This is a genomic window from Pseudoalteromonas obscura (assembly GCF_030135505.1).
In the GTDB taxonomy this organism is placed as follows: domain Bacteria; phylum Pseudomonadota; class Gammaproteobacteria; order Enterobacterales; family Alteromonadaceae; genus Pseudoalteromonas; species Pseudoalteromonas obscura.
This window is the reverse complement of sequence record NZ_JASJUT010000002.1, coordinates 488,557-505,407: the sequence shown is the minus strand read 5'-3', so window position 1 is coordinate 505,407 and position 16,851 is coordinate 488,557. Positions and strand designations below refer to the sequence as shown.

15 protein-coding genes and 1 tRNA gene are annotated in these 16,851 nt (G+C 43.1%); 14 read left to right on the top strand and 2 right to left on the bottom strand.

Annotated features, from left to right (window positions below; all coding sequences use genetic code 11):
- Positions 1 to 89 precede the first annotated feature (89 nt).
- From QNM18_RS06425 to QNM18_RS06415, 3 genes are all read left to right on the top strand, one after another.
- Positions 90 to 578, top strand: a complete 489-nt coding sequence (locus QNM18_RS06425; protein ID WP_284136698.1) for a DUF411 domain-containing protein — start codon at positions 90 to 92, stop codon at positions 576 to 578.
- An 82-nt stretch (positions 579 to 660) separates the two neighbouring features.
- Positions 661 to 2,385 carry an efflux RND transporter periplasmic adaptor subunit gene (locus QNM18_RS06420; RefSeq protein WP_417714793.1) on the top strand — a complete coding sequence of 575 codons (1,725 nt, stop codon included), beginning with the start codon at positions 661 to 663 and terminating at the stop codon, positions 2,383 to 2,385.
- A 12-nt stretch (positions 2,386 to 2,397) separates the two neighbouring features.
- Positions 2,398 to 5,550 (top strand): efflux RND transporter permease subunit, encoded by a 3,153-nt coding sequence (locus QNM18_RS06415; protein ID WP_284136696.1) that lies wholly within the window; start codon positions 2,398 to 2,400, stop codon positions 5,548 to 5,550.
- A 60-nt stretch (positions 5,551 to 5,610) separates the two neighbouring features.
- On the opposite strand, the gene QNM18_RS06410 is transcribed toward QNM18_RS06415, so the two are convergent.
- Positions 5,611 to 5,805: a hypothetical protein gene (locus QNM18_RS06410; RefSeq protein WP_211009803.1), complete on the bottom strand. Its 195-nt coding sequence runs from the start codon at positions 5,803 to 5,805 to the stop codon at positions 5,611 to 5,613.
- A 200-nt stretch (positions 5,806 to 6,005) separates the two neighbouring features.
- Between QNM18_RS06410 and QNM18_RS06405 the strand changes: the two genes are divergently transcribed.
- From QNM18_RS06405 to QNM18_RS06360, 10 genes are all read left to right on the top strand, one after another.
- Positions 6,006 to 6,857 carry a thymidylate synthase gene (locus QNM18_RS06405; RefSeq protein WP_023397128.1) on the top strand — a complete coding sequence of 284 codons (852 nt, stop codon included), beginning with the start codon at positions 6,006 to 6,008 and terminating at the stop codon, positions 6,855 to 6,857.
- Positions 6,858 to 7,092: 235 nt separating this feature from the next.
- Complete coding sequence (locus QNM18_RS06400; RefSeq protein WP_284136695.1) at positions 7,093 to 7,737, top strand: hypothetical protein; 645 nt, start codon at positions 7,093 to 7,095, stop codon at positions 7,735 to 7,737.
- 143 nt (positions 7,738 to 7,880) lie between these two features.
- Complete coding sequence (locus tag QNM18_RS06395; protein ID WP_211009801.1) at positions 7,881 to 8,477, top strand: DUF4402 domain-containing protein; 597 nt, start codon at positions 7,881 to 7,883, stop codon at positions 8,475 to 8,477.
- Between the two features lie 12 nt (positions 8,478 to 8,489).
- On the top strand, positions 8,490 to 8,987 hold the full coding sequence (locus QNM18_RS06390) for a DUF4402 domain-containing protein (protein WP_211009800.1): 498 nt from the start codon (positions 8,490 to 8,492) through the stop codon (positions 8,985 to 8,987).
- A gap of 10 nt (positions 8,988 to 8,997) precedes the next feature.
- Positions 8,998 to 9,798, top strand: coding sequence for a molecular chaperone (locus tag QNM18_RS06385; RefSeq protein ID WP_284136694.1), 801 nt, complete (start codon positions 8,998 to 9,000; stop codon positions 9,796 to 9,798).
- Between the two features lie 8 nt (positions 9,799 to 9,806).
- Positions 9,807 to 12,719, top strand: coding sequence for a carboxypeptidase-like regulatory domain-containing protein (locus QNM18_RS06380; RefSeq protein ID WP_284136693.1), 2,913 nt, complete (start codon positions 9,807 to 9,809; stop codon positions 12,717 to 12,719).
- Between the two features lie 122 nt (positions 12,720 to 12,841).
- Positions 12,842 to 13,432 carry a FlgO family outer membrane protein gene (locus QNM18_RS06375; RefSeq protein ID WP_211009797.1) on the top strand — a complete coding sequence of 197 codons (591 nt, stop codon included), beginning with the start codon at positions 12,842 to 12,844 and terminating at the stop codon, positions 13,430 to 13,432.
- Positions 13,433 to 13,443: 11 nt separating this feature from the next.
- Positions 13,444 to 14,100, top strand: coding sequence for a FlgO family outer membrane protein (locus QNM18_RS06370; protein ID WP_211009796.1), 657 nt, complete (start codon positions 13,444 to 13,446; stop codon positions 14,098 to 14,100).
- Positions 14,101 to 14,105: 5 nt separating this feature from the next.
- Positions 14,106 to 14,744, top strand: coding sequence for a FlgO family outer membrane protein (locus QNM18_RS06365; protein WP_211009795.1), 639 nt, complete (start codon positions 14,106 to 14,108; stop codon positions 14,742 to 14,744).
- Positions 14,745 to 14,937: 193 nt separating this feature from the next.
- Positions 14,938 to 15,012: transfer RNA gene (locus tag QNM18_RS06360), tRNA-Arg, on the top strand.
- Between the two features lie 40 nt (positions 15,013 to 15,052).
- Here QNM18_RS06360 and QNM18_RS06355 read toward each other — a convergent pair.
- Complete coding sequence (locus QNM18_RS06355) at positions 15,053 to 16,243, bottom strand: flagellar assembly protein T N-terminal domain-containing protein (RefSeq protein ID WP_211009794.1); 1,191 nt, start codon at positions 16,241 to 16,243, stop codon at positions 15,053 to 15,055.
- 131 nt (positions 16,244 to 16,374) lie between these two features.
- On the opposite strand from QNM18_RS06355, the gene QNM18_RS06350 reads away from it, so the two are divergent.
- Entirely contained in the window at positions 16,375 to 16,845 is a 471-nt protein-coding gene (locus QNM18_RS06350; RefSeq protein WP_211009793.1) for an LPP20 family lipoprotein, read from the top strand.
- Positions 16,846 to 16,851: the final 6 nt, after the last annotated feature.

Here is a 16,851-nt window from a genome sequence, read left to right as displayed (position 1 = left end):
CTTATTAGCCTGTGCTGTGACAGCATTGGGTTTAAGTTTTGGCAATATGTGTCGGCGGCTATAGATCACAACTAAAAATGAGTTCCAGCATGTATAAATTTAAATTTGTAGCACTTGTGCTATGCCTTTCAGTTATTTTTGGCTTTCAAAGTCCAGTAAGCGCAACACAAAGCGTCGAGCATCCGATGTTAAAAGTATACAAAACCCCGACATGTGGCTGTTGTACGAAGTGGTTAGCACATTTAACTCAATTTAACATCTCTCACCAAATATATGATTTACCTAATTTAAGCGAGGTTAAGCGCAAGTTGGGGATCCAAGCCCGTTATCAATCTTGCCATACAGGGGTGAGCGATAATGGTTATGTTTTTGAAGGGCATATCCCTGCAAAGTTTATTAAACAATTCTTATCTAATCCGATAGAAAATGCCATTGGGTTGTCTGTTCCGGCTATGCCGCTTGGTTCTCCGGGCATGGAAGTAGGGAAGCGTTTTAACCCATATCAAGTGTTGATACTAATGAAAGATGGCAGCAGTAAGGTATTTGCCACCGTGACTGAATATGAGGAGCAGTTCTAATGGCCGTTATCTATGAGCAATACATGCCAATTCTCAATCAGCAACCGAGTTTAAATAACAAAGGTTTAGGGGGAGTACGATGATGTCTTCTGCAATAAAAACCCTTTGTACGGCTTTAATTGGGATTGCAATAGGCGGCCTATCGGCCTTGTTATTTATGGAGGGACAACCGCTCAGTGATAAAGAAGCAACACCGGAAGGCGAGAAAAAGCCGCTTTATTGGGTGGCACCGATGGACGCAAATTATCGTCGTGACCAACCTGGAAAATCACCCATGGGCATGGACCTTGTGCCGGTTTATGACGAACCTCAAGGACAAGATGAGTTTGGTCCTGGCGTAGTAAAAATAGCTTCCCATATGGTTAATAACTTAGGGGTGAGAACGGCGACTGTGAAACGGGGCTCACTGCAAGCCTCAATAAGTACAGTGGGCTATGTTCAGTATGATGAACACAAGTTGGTGCACATCCATCCGCGCGTAGATGGTTGGGTAGATAACTTATACGTTAAAGCGATAGGTGATGAAGTCGAGCAAGGACAGGCTTTGTACGATTTATATTCTCCTGAATTAGTGAATGCACAAAAAGAGATGCTCGTCGCGTTGAAGCAATCAGATAAGCAGCTGATAGATGCAGCGCGTAAGCGACTTAGAGCACTTAAAATGTCCGTGGACTTCATCGAACAGCTGATAAAGACCAAACAAGTTCGTCAAACAGTCACATTTTATACGCCGCAATCAGGCGTAGTTGAAAATCTTAAGATCCGTGAAGGTTACTATGTGCAGCCTGGCACGACCATGATGAGCATAGGTAAGTTGGATCAGGTGTGGGTTGAAGCGGAAGTATTTGAGCGCCAAGCTGCGGTTATAAAACCTGGGCTACCAGTTACAATGGAGTTAGATTACTTACCAGGCAAATCTTGGCTTGGCAAAGTAGATTATGTGTATCCCAGCTTAGACGCTCAAAACCGTACACTGAGGGTTAGGCTCAAATTTGATAATCCAGGTTTAATACTCAAGCCAAATATGTTTGCGCGTGTTGACATTGAAGCTGATCCAATACTCGAGGTTTTAACGGTTCCGGCAAGTGCAGTGATCCGAACAGGAGCCCAAAATCGAGTTGTATTGGCGCTAGGCGGCGGTCAGTTTAAATCCATTGAAGTAGAGATTGGCAGAATTAATGACACTGCCATTGAGGTAGTCTCAGGGCTGACAGAAGGCGAAGAGGTGGTTACCTCTGCACAATTTTTAATTGACTCAGAATCTAGTAAAACGTCTGATTTCAAAAGAATGCAATTTGTGGAACGCCCCAAATCTGTTTGGATGCAGGGCGAAGTAAATAGCGTGATGGTGCAGCATCGTGAAGTTAATATTACCCATGAACCAGTTGAAGCATGGGACTGGCCCACCATGACGATGAATTTTAATGTTGCAAAAGCTGTGGAGATAGAAACTTTGAAGTCTGGTCAGCGATTGCATTTCGAAGTTACAGAACAAGATGCTGGCGGATACGAGGTAACAGGTATTCATATAGTGGCACAAGCTAAGATTCCGACAGCAACAGTTAAAGGGGTGATTAATCATATAGATCAGAAAGGACGCATTTTGAATATCAGTCGAGAAGCCATTGATAAATGGAAAAGGCCTGCGGCGACAATGGATTTTGTGGTGGCTGGTGAATTGGAGTTCAAAGAGTTCAAAGTAGGTGATGAGATCTCATTCACCTTTGAAGTTCGAGATGACTTAATCATTGTTGCTATGCAGGCAGCTGACGATGAGCAAGCGCACGATAGCCATGCACATCATTGATAGGAGCCGAGCGTGATTGAATCAATTATTAAATGGTCTGTAAACAATCGCTTGTTGGTGGTGCTGATGACACTGGTGTTGACATTTGGTGGGATCTATTCGCTAAAACATACACCTGTTGATGCGATCCCTGATCTGTCTGATGTACAAGTGATTATCAAAACCAGTTATCCAGGTCAGGCACCGAAGGTGGTGCAAGATCAGGTAACTTTTCCGCTCAGTACTGCGATGCTGTCGGTTCCTGGCGCTAAAACTGTGCGTGGATTTTCCTTTTTTGGCGATTCTTATGTCTATATTATTTTTGACGATGACACCGACCTCTATTGGGCGCGAAGCCGAGTTCTTGAGTACTTAAACCAAGCAGCTGCAAGTTTACCTGAGTCAGCAAAACCACAGCTTGGTCCCGATGCCACTGGGGTTGGGTGGATATATATGTATGCACTCACCGATAGTTCTGGAAAGCACGATCTTAGTCAGCTACGTAGTATTCAAGATTGGTTTTTAAAATATGAATTGCAGACGGTTTCCGGGGTATCTGAAGTCGCCACAGTAGGTGGGATGGTGAGGCAGTATCAAGTAGAAATTGACCCAAACAAACTAAGAGCATATGACATCCCACTGAGTTTAATTGAAATAGCACTCAAACAGGGTAACCAAGAAACGGGAGCTTCAGTAATTGAAATGGCGGAAGCCGAGTATATGGTGACTGCTACTGGGTATATAGGTTCTCTCAGAGATATTGAACAAATCCCATTGGGTGTCAGTATTAAAGGGACTCCGCTGACAATTGGGCAAGTCGCACAAGTGCGTTTGGGGCCGCAGATGCGTCGAGGTGTTGCCGAGCTCAACGGTGAAGGCGAAGTCGTTGGCGGGATTGTGGTGATGCGCTCAGGAGAAAATGCACAAGCGACCATAGAGGGTGTTAAGGAAAAACTACAGTCGTTGAAGCGGTCTTTACCAGAGGGGGTAAAAGTAGTGCCTGTTTACGATCGCTCTCAGCTAATTGAGGCGGCAGTGGATAACTTATGGCAAAAATTGACAGAAGAGTTAATCGTCGTGGCTGTGATCTGCGTGGTTTTTTTATTCCATCTAAGGTCGTCTATTGTGGCGGTGATCTCATTGCCGCTTGGCATACTGGTGTCTTTTATCATCATGCATTTTCAAGGGATAAACGCCAACATCATGTCATTGGGCGGCATTGCAATTGCGATCGGTGCTATGACAGATGGCGCGATTGTAATGATTGAAAATATGCATAAACATATGGAAAGAACGCCATTGACCGATGAAAACCGCTGGGAAATAGTTACCAAATCGGCGTCAGAAGTAGGCCCTGCACTGTTTTTTAGTTTGTTGATCATTACCGTTTCATTTTTGCCAGTATTTATATTAGAAGCTCAGGAAGGGCGAATGTTTGAACCGCTTGCCTATACTAAAACGTATGCTATGGCAGCATCGGCAGGGTTGGCTATTACCTTGGTGCCTGTGCTCATGGGGTACTTCATTCGCGGTAAGGTACTTTCAGAAAAGAAGAACCCTTTAAATCGCATGTTAATTGCCCTGTATATGCCCGTACTAAAGCAGGTGATGCGATTTCCTAAAAGCACCATTCTATTGGCGGTTGTGGTGTCTGTTGTGGGCTTTTATCCTGTGAGTAAAATCGGCAGCGAGTTTATGCCACCACTTGATGAAGGCGACTTAATGTACATGCCCACGACCTACCCGGGAATATCGATTGGTAAAGCGCGCGAGTTATTGCAGCAAACTGACAAATTGATCCGCACAGTACCTGAGGTAGAGAATGTCTTTGGCAAAGTAGGACGTGCAGAAACCGCAACAGATCCGGCACCGCTCACTATGATTGAAACCTTTATTCAATTGAAGCCTAAATCGCAATGGCGTGAAGGCGTGACTACTGAGAGCTTGCAAGCTGAACTGGATAGCCTCGTTAAATTTCCGGGGCTGACGAATGCATGGGTAATGCCGATAAAAACGCGGATAGATATGTTGGCAACAGGAATTAAAACCCCTGTTGGTATCAAAGTCGCAGGTCCAGATCTTGAGGTCATTCAAGATATTGGTCAGCAAATTGAACGCATTTTACCCGTGGTTGTCGGAACCGCGTCTGTGTACTCTGAGCGGGTTGCTGGTGGCCGATATATTAAAGTAGATATTTCCCGAGTGCAGGCTAGCCGTTTTGGATTAAATATTGCTGATGTTCAGCAAGTGGTATCGACTGCGATTGGCGGCGCTGTTGTGACACAAACTATCGAGGGGCAGGAGCGTTATCCTATTAATATTCGCTATCCGCAACATTTCCGTGATTCACCGGAAAAGCTCGCCAAGTTACCGGTGATCACGCCATCAGGTAAACACATTACATTAGGTGACGTTGCTGAGGTTTATATTGATACCGGACCTGCGAGTATAAAAAGTGAAAATGCGCGTTTGAATGGGTGGACATATATTGATATTGAAGGAATTGATGTCGGCACGTATGTACGAAATGCAAAGGCCCATTTATCGACGGAGCTTGAGCTACCAGCTGGTTATTCGATTATTTGGGCTGGTCAATATGAGTATATGGAAAGAGCAAAAGCCAAGCTCTCATACGTATTGCCTCTCACGCTCGCAATCATTGTGATTTTACTTTATTTGAATTTTAAAGCGCTAAGTGAGGTGATATTGATTCTGATAACCCTGCCTATGGCCATGATTGGTGGAGTATGGTTAATGTATTGGGAAGGGTTCAATTTCTCGGTGGCTGTTGGGGTTGGATTCATTGCGCTGGCAGGCGTTGCAGTGGAAATAGGCGTGATCATGTTGGTCTATCTCAACCAAGCACTCAAAGAGCTCAAAGAAAAAGCACAAAATACAGCCACCGTTATTTCAGATACAGACTATATGAATGCGCTTATTTATGGTGCAGGATTGAGAGTTAGGCCTGTTATGATGACGGTTACAACCATTATCGTTGGGTTACTGCCAATATTGTATGGAACTGGAACGGGTTCTGAAGTGATGAGTCGTATTGCAGCGCCTTTAGTCGGCGGTATGACAAGCGCTGTTGTACTTACGCTTATTGTACTACCCGCCTTTTATAGCCTTTTGAAGCGCCGAGATATTGCAAAATTTAATCAAAGTATTGCTGTTAATAACAGCTAATTGGGGGCTGAACTTGAAGAAGCAATGTTCAAGTGAACCTTGCTTCTTTTATTGACGTCGTTACGACGCCACAGGGCAGTCTTGCTCTCTTGCCGTGAAGCAACCACTGTTGTGTATCGCATTGATACATGTTCCCTGACCTACTGTAGGGCACAAGTCTGGCTCGCCACCAGCAACAAAGTTTGTGGCGTTTGGTTGTAGAGCTTTATCACTAGACAGTTTTTTAAGTGGGGTTTTCTTGATTGTAAGCTTCATAATTTTCCTTATATATTTTGATTAAAGCAAACCTAAGCTAGCAAGAAAAAATACACAATTGCACTGCCATTATTCTCAGTGTATGTGTGAAGGTCTTCAGGTACTCGTTATATTTATCAAGCCAGCAATGATGGTTTAGCGTCAACTGGCAGTGTATGATATGGCACAGTTGATTTTAGTAGAGTGATAGGGTTACGTTAATGAAGCAATATTTAGATTTATGTCAGCGCATTGTCGATGAGGGCAAGTGGGTTGAAAATAAAAGAACAGGTAAAAGATGCCTGACGGTGATTAATGCTGATTTGACCTATCACGTCGATAAAAATGAGTTTCCACTAGATACGACGAGGAAAAGTTTTTGGAAGGCCGCAATTGCAGAGTTACTGGGTTACCTGCGAGGTTATGACAGTGCAGCACAATTTCGAGAAATTGGCTGCAACACATGGAATGCCAACGCAAACGAAAACCAAGACTGGCTCAATAATCCGAACCGCAAAGGGGAAGATGACATGGGGTTTGTTTATGGTGCTGTTGCCAGAAACTTCCCAAAGCCAGATGGAGGGAGTGTCGATTTAATCAAACAAGTGATAGACGATTTGTCTAAAGGAATAGATAACAGAGGAGAAATTATCACTTTTTATCATCCTGGCTCATTCCATTTAGGCTGTTTACGCCCTTGTATGTTTCAGCATCAATTTTCCATATTAGATGGTGTATTGTATTTAAATAGTTATCAGCGCAGTCAAGATGTACCGTTAGGTGGAAATTTTAATGCGATTCAAGTGTTTACCTTACTTAAACTGGTTGCTCAGATAACAGGTCTTGAAGCTGGTAAGGCATTTCATAAGATTGTGAATGCGCATATTTATGAAGATCAACTTGAGTTAATGCGTGATGTACAATTAAAACGAACGCCATTTGCTTCACCACAATTACATATTAACCCTGATATCAAGAGCTTTGAAGATTTAGAGACTTGGGTAACTTTGGATGACTTCGAAGTGACTAACTATCAGCATCATGATGCCATTCAATATCCATTTTCAGTTTAAGCTCAGAGCAAATTAGGGTTAGATAAATTTTATCTGGCCCTATCTGTCCCTTTTTTGTATATCCCTCTTTTGTATTGTTCCTATTTTAATTGAATTCAGGGTTTTTGTTCTTTTTTTGCTCAAAAACTAAGGTTTTTATCCGATTTATTGGACAAATCAGTCTTTTTTAGTCAGTCTAACGCCTTAGCTATGTAGTAAATCGCGTCTGTAAATTTGTTAAGGTGGAATGTGCTGTATGCCTACCAAGTTTTGGTTACCAACTTCATTAGCAGTGTGCATCTCACTGTGCTTAGCCAGCTGTGCAAATACAACTCAGACACTTGAAGAAAAAGTGGCGCAGCAAGAAGCGATACACGCCCATAAAGCCTTGGTTTCCTCATATGAAGAAAATAAGGCCAGTATTGAGCGTTTGGCAAAAATGGAAGGGGATTTGACCCAGTTACTTAAATTGCTCTCTACACAGGCTGAAGTTCCTGATTTGCATGATTACTTGCAACCCACTCAACCGGTGATTAAACATGCCGTTAAACCTGACTCGAAAAGGGGCTCGTTTGTTGAAACGCATGATGTATCTTCGGTGAGCAATACAGTTGAAGCAGAGAAAACATTTCAGACCCCAGATTTAGTGGTGGGTATTCATTTAAAGCGAGACGCAGCTTTGTCACAAGCACAGCAGATCCAAGCACAAATTAATACAATCAGGCAAAGCTATCCACTCGTATTTAATGGGGTCAACGCTCATATTGTTGAGCCTGACCGAGACAGGAAATTATTTTTTGTTACTGCATATGGCTTTAGCTCTCGACAAGAAGCAACCGTATTTTGCAAAGCGATATCTAGGGTCACTAGACATTGCTCTGAACTTAAAAATTATATATAAGTGTATAAATATAGGGACTGATTTTATGCCTATCGGGCGGTAAGTGTAATCTTATTTTAGAGCTATCACTCAGAATAAGCCGTCGCGAGACAACTAATTTTAATCACGCTTTATTTATGTTGTGATTTGTATAGGATAAAAGTATGAAAAAGAACTTAAAACAGTTAGGTTTGATGACAGCGATAGCTGTACTACCCTTTTCTTCTTTCAGTGCTCAAAAAGCGACATTTGATGCCAAAGTGAAAGTTAAAAACGCGTTTCAACTGGTCAAAAACAATGACTTAGATTTTGGTACAATTCGAGCTGTGGCTGATAATACTGGTACAGATACGGCCTCATTGACGATCCCTGCTGATACGACACAAACGCCGACTGTTGCTTCTACCAATGTGAATAATGCTGAGATTGCTATTATTTCTGCTGGCAGCCCGGCGCAATTCCAAATTTCCGGTGTTGTGCCATTTGCGACTTTATCTATTACCGATCCTGTTGAGACTGATGTCTCATTGGCCGCTGGTAGTGGCAGTGGTGCTGCAGGATTTAAACTTGGCTCATTTACATATTACATCGAAACGGGTGCTTCGAACTCAACTCCTGTTGTTGGTAAGCAAATCCAAGTAAATGAAAATGGCGAAGCTGTTTTTAATATTGGCGCAACGCTATCAACAACAACGGGTAATTCTGCCAATTATCTAGATGGTGATTATATTGGTACTTTCACATTGGAAGTGAGTTACTAAAGGCTAAGAGCTGTGTCCTTGATCTCAGTCTGTAAAAGACCGCATGCGAAAGGTGTCCAACACGCTGTATGGGCCGGGTTATTATTGCTAATAAGTTACTCTGCCAGCAGCCGAACTGAGGTGATCACACCATTGGATTTTGGCACAATTGTAATTTCAGATCACACTCAAGTTGGTCGTGTTCAAATCGGTGCGAGTGGGCACAATGTAACAAGCGGTCCTGTGCATTTGGTGTCTGGAGGGCAAGCCGCAGAATTGCTTTTTTCTTCGTTGCCAGCTTTACATAGTGTCACCGTTTCAACAAGTATTATCACGCCTATGCTTTCCCATAGTAACCTATACGTACAGGGAATAAATTTGGTGCAGCTAGAACATGTGGATAGGCTATTTAGTGACGCACAGGGCAACGCTTTATTAAAGGTGGGGGGAACCATTGAGATCGGAGCTCAATCTACCCAGTATCCAGACGGGACGTATCGTGTTTGGGCAAATATAGAAGTAAGTTATTAGTTTTATGAAAATGCAATTAGTAAGTATCGGCTTTGTGGCCCTTTCTTTTTTTACTCAGGCTGTGTATGCCTCTTTGATGATTTCGCCAACGCGTGTGGTGTTTGATGAGCGTCAACGCACGGCCAAAGTATTCTTAATCAACAATGGCAGTGAAGCGAAAACTTATCGCTTGGGGTGGAAAGAAAAACAAGCCTTGCCTTTTGGCGGATATCAAGATCTTCAACCTGAACAGGTCGGACCGTGGAAATTGAGCCACTTGATGAGAATGACACCAAGGCAAGTACATTTGGCACCCGGTGAAAGACAGGCCATTAAGTTAGCGCTGCGTCGAAAGCAGGGGATGAGCGCTGGTGAGTATCGCTCTCACTTGTTATTTCAAGCCTTGCCGACAGAGCAACTCGATAACTCTGAAGCAATCGGCATTAGCCTAAATATGATATTGAGTTACAGCATTCCTGTCATTTATAGAAAAGATGTTGCTGCGCCCGAAGTGCGCATTGCTGCTACAAAGCTAGCTACCGATTTAAATGGCAAGACCGTGATTGCAATAGACTTGCAAAGAAGCGGTAACGCCAGTGCGCTTGGAAAATTGCAAGCCCATTGGCAGCCTAAAGGTGCGAAGGAGTGGCAAGTTGTGGCAACAGCAAACAATTACGCAATTTACCCTGAAGTAACTAACGCAAGCGTCGAATTAAACACTTTAGCTGGCAAGGCATTAAAGGGCGCAGGACAATTACGTGTTACCTATACGGGTCAAGAAGAGTATCGAAATCTGGTATTTTCACAACGCACTTTTGATATAGCGCATTAAACCCAGCTGTGATCTCCAAGTGTTTCATTGCTGCGCTCGTTTGTGTCAGTGCAGCGATCCCTTATTTTAGTCATGCCAATACAGAAAATACTATAGGGAAAACATACTCCGTACTTAGCTATGGCGAAGACCGCATTCAAACCGGTGAAGTACTGTTTTTTTCACTCTATATGGAGGGTTATTATCTCTCTGAGGTGTTCGCTAGGAAGAGTAAAACAGGGGTTCAGCTAGAGTTGCAAAGCCTGTTTTCTGCTTTAGATTTTGCGATTTCATATGACGAAAATGGATCTCGATACAATGGGTGGTTTATTGATCAAGCGCAGCGTTTTTCACTTGATTTAAAGCTCAGAGAAGCTGTTGTGGGGGACCAAATAGTGCGTTTTGACACAAGCGATTTTGCTCAGATTGACGGTGAAGTCTATTTTGATGCTCGCAGAGTATCGAGCTGGTTTGGGTTGCAGTTCAAGTTTAATTATCAAGACTTAAAGTTGCAAATGAGCAGTGAACAACAGCTACCAATTGAGCGGCGTATAGAGAGGCAAAATCGTCAATTCAGCCCAGGAACAGCTCAACAGTCACCAGTTCTGCCTTGGAAAGCGACCCCGTATCAAGTGTGGAGCCCGCCTTTACTTGATATTCAAGGTTCATTTAACACAATGAATTTGAAAGACAATGTCGCCTCTCTATCTTTGCTTGGCAGTCAAGATATCGCATTTTGGAACACAGCTTATTTTTTAAGTGGGCGCTCAGGCGATCTTTTAAGTGAAAGCCGTATCAGTGCAAGTAGGGAAAATGAAAGTGGGGTTGATTTTGGTCCCATCACAGCGACGCAAGTTGAAATTGGAGATGTGCTGGGTACGCGCATTGGAGGTAACTATCGCACCTCATATGCTCGTGGGGTCCGAGTCAGTGACAGGCCTCTCTACAGGCAAATTGATACACAAACTGTGAGGATCAGTGGTGTGATCCAAGTTGGTTGGGATGTGGAGCTGTATCAAAATGGATTGATGATAGATCAAAGACTAAACGTACAATCTGGGTTATATGATTTTGAATCAATAGAGCTCTATTTTGGTAGTAATGAATTTGAACTGGTGATGTACGGGCCACAAGGTCAAGTGCTTCAAGAGAGCCGCTCTTACTTTGTTGCAGGGAATAATATTGCCGAGGGTGAAGGGTATTTTGATACATCGATTGTTGACACTGGAAAAACGCTATTAGGTGACAATGTAGGTATGCCTGATATTTCGGGCTGGAATCTACTCAGCAGGTATGACTATGGCTTCAGTGATGACCTTTCTGTATATGGTGGCATGCGCTATGGCTTAGAGGGACAAGAAAATGTTTATCAGCTCAATATAGGGGCAAGTTATGACGTTTGGAATAAGGGGATTTTAAACGTGGATTTAAGCCGTGATGAACAGGGCGCACGTTATTATCAGTTTCAAGGTCGTACGCAGGTAAATCAGCATGCACTTAGTTTTGTACTTACTGATCACAAAGTGCGTACTGAGCTAGGACAAGCATCGCTGCAACACACACAAGAGTTTGCTGTTCGGGCTGCAGGTACATTATACAGACATAACCATGTGCGGCTTAATTACCAAAACACACTTAACTGGCGTCGTGAACAAGCTGGAAGCGATTTATTAGGGTCCAGTTTACTTTCTGTGGCGACGCAGTTTGGCACTTTTAGTAACCAGTTGGATTACCACCAAACTAATTCGGCGTCAGACCACACACTGAAGGGGATCACGCGTTGGCAAGGACGAGTCCGAGGTACATATGGCCGGATTGGGCTGGGTTATCAGCTACACCCACAAAAACAGCTATCTGATTACCAAATACAGCTGAGCCGTATCCTAGACAGCCAGTTTGATGTTGAGCTGGACTACACTAAATCGTTGATTAATGAAGATTATGAAATCGGTGCAGGGGTAAATTGGCAACACGACAGATTTAGACTAACTGGGCGATTTAGCTATCTTCAAAACGATGACTGGCAAGTGGGGCTGACTGGACAATTTAGCTTGGGTTATCAAAGCTACAGCAATGAGTTTTTTATCACCGACAGGCGTCTTGCCAGTACTGGCTCGGTATTAGTAAAAGTCTTTTTAGATCAAAATAACAATGCGATATTTGATGGCAATGATAGGCTTTTGGAGGGCGTGAAAATACGATCAGTACAAGGTTTTTCCCAAGCGTTTACCGATACGAAAGGTGTTGCTTTGCTGGGAAACATGCCACTCAATAGGCAAACTGATATTGTGATGGATGAAGAATCACTGCCAGATCCATTTTATATTGCAGCACATGACGGTCGTTCGATCACGCCTCGTAAAGGATTTCTCGCTTATTTGGAATATCCCGTGGTGCATGCCGGTGAGCTCGAAGGCGTGGCCTATGAAAAAGATCTCAATGGACAAGAGCAGCCTTTGGCGTACGCTGATATTGAGTTAGTTGGCCGCAATCAAAAGGTGGTTGCGACGGTTAAATCAGCCTACGATGGTTACTACGTCTTCAGTAATATTCGACCCGGTCAATATGAGGCGAGGGTCAAAAAGCGTTCAACGGATAACTTTAGGCAGCACAATACGGTAGAAGTGGCGCTTTCAAATCACGGTGATGTACTGCTTGAAGTTGATTTGTTAGTAGAACAATTGCCCCATTACAAAGGCTATATTGCTAGAGGAGGGGAGTTCGACTCTTTGACAATATTACAGGCCTACGTGGCGATTGTGTTTAAACGGTCGAGGCATTTATTTTCGACAAAGCCTTTTTACGTACATGACAAAAAGCGAAAAAAATACTTACTTGGTTACAAGTTTGCTAAACAGTCACAGCAGGCGGCAAGAGCTTGCCTTAAGCTTAAGCAAAATCACATCACGTGTGAGGTTGAGCGTATTTCCGTTGCGCAATAAGCGTTAAGCAAATCCATGCAAGATACGACGTGATAAATCTTTGTGCGACTTTTATATTGTATAGAATCTGATTTGGTTCGATTTTTGCATTGAATACGTCAATAAACCAGAGGTATGTCATTATGCGATTTCTAATCTTGGTGCTTGTAAGCTTGCTTGCAGGATGTAGCACAAGCGCTTGGCTTGGCTCAAGTGCAAAACAAAGTCCAAAGCAAGCACCTCCCATGCGTAGCGTTCACAGCTATGTTGGAGAGTTAGCGACACAGCTAAGTCAGTATAGCAAGCCACTAAAACCTGGCGTTTCAGTCGCCGTCACCAGCTTTTTTAAAGATAATGGGCTCGGTGCCGATACGTTAAATAATCAAGGTGCTGGTTTGAGTAATCAAGTGCAAGAGAGTTTCATTACGTATTTAACGCAAATGGGCTTACAGGTTGTTGAATTTCGGATGCAAAAAGCAATCAATCTATCAGACAGTGCCGATAGTGTTTTGAGCCGAGATATAGAAAAGCTCAAAGATCGTCACAAATTTGACCTTATTTTGACGGGCAGTGTGAGTGAGAGTATTAATTCTTACACCATACACGCGAGGTTAATAGATATGGTCAATAGCAAGACAATGTCAGCCGCTTCAATTAGCTTGCCAAAAGAGACCTTGTGGGGAACAGAGCAAGTACAAATGCGAGATGGGTTACTTCATCGCGGCCAATATTAACGGAGAAAGATATGAAAAAGTATGCATTATCACTTTTATTGCCTGTGTTATTCGGCTGCTCGAGTACTGACAGTGATCGTCATAACAGCAAGGCAATGGTGGTGGATAAAAATGCTTTTGCTAGCTCTGAAAGCCAGTTTCAGGTACACCCTGGAGGAATGCATGGCATGACCGTGTCTCAGCAAATGGCTAGTCGAAATGTGACCCACTATGTACAAAATTTGATGCAAGACATGATTGGTAACTTGCGCTATGTGAACGACCGAACGCCAATCGCAGTAGCGACCTTTGTCTTTTTAGATGAAGATTACAACTATGGCTCGTTGCTAGGTAACCAGCTGTCAGAGAGCTTTGTTCATGAGCTGCATAACTTTGGTGTACCTGTTGTTGACTTTAAAACGACCGACTTTATGCGAGTTACCAAGCAAGGGGACTTTATATTTAGCCGTGACTTTTTAGAGTTATCAGATGAGCATACCTTTAACTACGTGCTGGCAGGAACTTTGGCAAACCATCAAGGTGGTGTGCTAGTCAACGCGCGAATTGTCGGCGTAAAAAGCAAAGCTGTCGTGGGGACTGCACAGGGGTTTTTGCCTCAGTCTGTTGTTAACGCGTTACGAGATGGTATTGGCCACGATGGCATTCGATTGGAAAGAGCAAGCAGGTAATGGCAATGAAACACAGCATAGCATTAGTTAGCTGCCTGGTAGCGCTGTTTGGCTGTGAGAGCAGTCAGCATTCGCAAATAGTGCCTAAAGGGCAGCAGTCGAAACAAGCACAGCAATCGTTGCAGCTTGCTCAGTTGGCCAATGACTTAAACACACCCTCAGAGGTCGAATACACTGATCCGGGCTTTGTCAGCTACTCCCATAATAAGCAGCTGGCCAATTATGCTGGACAAATTGCATTGGAGTTAACTGATTCCATGTCGGGGGTTTCTCCCAATGCAGTTGCAATTACGAGTTTTGTGAGTTTTGATAAAAGTTTGCGAAACAGCAACCAGCTGGGAAATCAGCTGGCTGAGTCGATGATCCACCAATTTCAAAAGTTGGGTTACCCCGCGCTTGACTTTAAATCTCACCGCGGTATTGCAGTAACTAGAAATGGTGACTTTATTTTGTCTCGGGATGCAAAAAAACTCCCACAAAACCCGGTACCAAGCCATGTTTTAACCGGAACTATGATCTATCGTGACAGGGGAGTAGAGGTCAATTCTCGACTATTGGATTTTGATAGCCGTTTGGTTGTGGCAAGCAGCAATGTGATTATTCCTTATTTTATCCTTCATCCCAGTGCGACAGTCACTTATTGACCTGCTAGGCTTGGCAGCTGTAAGTAGTCAAGCCATGGCTCCAAAACTAGCTCATTTCTAACTCTATACCTTAATTGCGTATTTAGGTTTCTGTTTTTGCGTACTATTTTCAAAATATACTTGTCATTTAGGGTTTAGCGCTGTTATAAATATAACCGCACAAACAAGAGTTTACCCTCTGATGTGATAGCGTGTCCCCGTAGTTTAATGGATAAAACGGGGCCCTCCTAAGGCTTTGATGTAGGTTCGATTCCTACCGGGGACGCCAGCTGAATAATTTGAGTTTAAAAGGCTCCAGAGAAGCCAGGTTATAGTGCAAAGTCTTCACTGGGGGCGATGATAAGTTCGACAATATCGTTTATTTGGATATTGTTCATTGGTCTGCTGTTTATATTTTTTGCGATGGCATTTTGGGCATTAACTTGTGTTACTTTGACACGATTAATTGTTTGAATGCTGCGCGTAAAAAACTGGTTTCTCTCACCTGCAACGTCACTGCGGTGTGCGATACTCAAAATCTGTCCTTCTTTTAGCCCATGAGCACTGCCTAAGTTAATTACAACCTGATCTTGATCTTTGTGAAGGATCCTACCTTTTGTTGGCAGACATGAAAAAGCTTGGTTTAGATCTTGGGCAAGGCTATTAAAAACACCTTGTATACGTTTGCCATAGTCAGTATGCCAAAAGGTGTCGCTATATACGTCGATGATCTTGGTTTTTTCATAGGGCCACACACCTGTTACGCTATAGTGTTGTTGCCATACTTTATCTTTGCTGATTGCGTCGAAAGCGGCAAAATCTATTTTGAAACTTCTCACGTATTCGTCATCTTGCCAAAAAGCATAATCACTGTTTAATTGTTGTGTACTGGCGAGGTCTGTTATTTGGCTGAGCAATACATATTGGCTATTGCTTGAGGCTGTGAGGCTCTCAATAAGCTGAGCGTCGTAATCAAAATTTTGTGAAAAGAACGCACGTACATTAATGCTCTTATCTATAAATGGGATAGGCTTGACCGACATATTGCGTTGCATCAATGTGTGATACATGCGTTCACTGGTCGATTTATGTATGTCAAAAATTTGACCAAGTCTGGCTTGATGAGGTTGCATCAGCTGGCTTTGGGTTATCGTGATCTGTTTATTAAACGACTCTTCAGGGCACTGCTGTTGTTTAGGGAAGATATCTAAGTGAAGAGTTACACTCATAACACCATCTTTAGTGTTTTCTGATACTAGATTGATCTCTTGGATTTCACCGTGGCTTTTAATTTTTATATGATCTTGTGCAAGCACGCCATCTGCGAGCGTTTGAATGCTTGATACAGTGGCACCAGAAAAAATCAGCGCTTGTGTTATGGCATCTTGCACAGCTTCTTGCCTTGCCGCTGCTCTGTCAGTTGTGTATGCATTTGCATACCCTGTTACTTCAAACCATTCTGCTTGAGCACTAAAGCTTAGTAAACAGGCTACAAGAGCTGTACTACTTACTTTTTTCATCGTTCAATACCATATCAAAATTTTGACTTCTATTTCATAGTTCAGCAAATCCTATGCCAATAGCATTGGCGCAATTTGTGCATGCCATATTAACACAAAGGCAATTTGGCATGATTAGGAGTCGGTAACATATGCGAAAGTTATTTAAAATTAGCAAAATTTTAGCCATAGGTGTAGTGGTAGGTCTTGCTGGCTGCAGCTCAATTATCGACAAACATGTAGAATATAGTTACGTTCAACCAGATAGCTACCCGGTTTTAAAAGCGATAGGGTACGCGCCTTTGGACGCACAGCCAGGGGCGAGCGATAGTGAAAAAATGCTTATGGCAATTAAAGTATCTAAACTGGAAGCGTATCGAGAGCTAGCCGAGCAGGTTTACGGCCACCAGCTTAATGCCACGACTACCGTGCGGGGCGTCGTTGCACAAAATGATGGGTTGCGCAGCCAAGTTCAGGGGGTGATCCGAGGTGCCCGAGTACTTAAGTCATATGCGGTGGGTGATATTTATACCACTGAGTTGGAGCTCGATATGAAAACCGTATATGACCTTTATATTGGTCAAGTAAAACCGAAAAAGATTCAAAGAGTCACGTACTACTAGCCATTT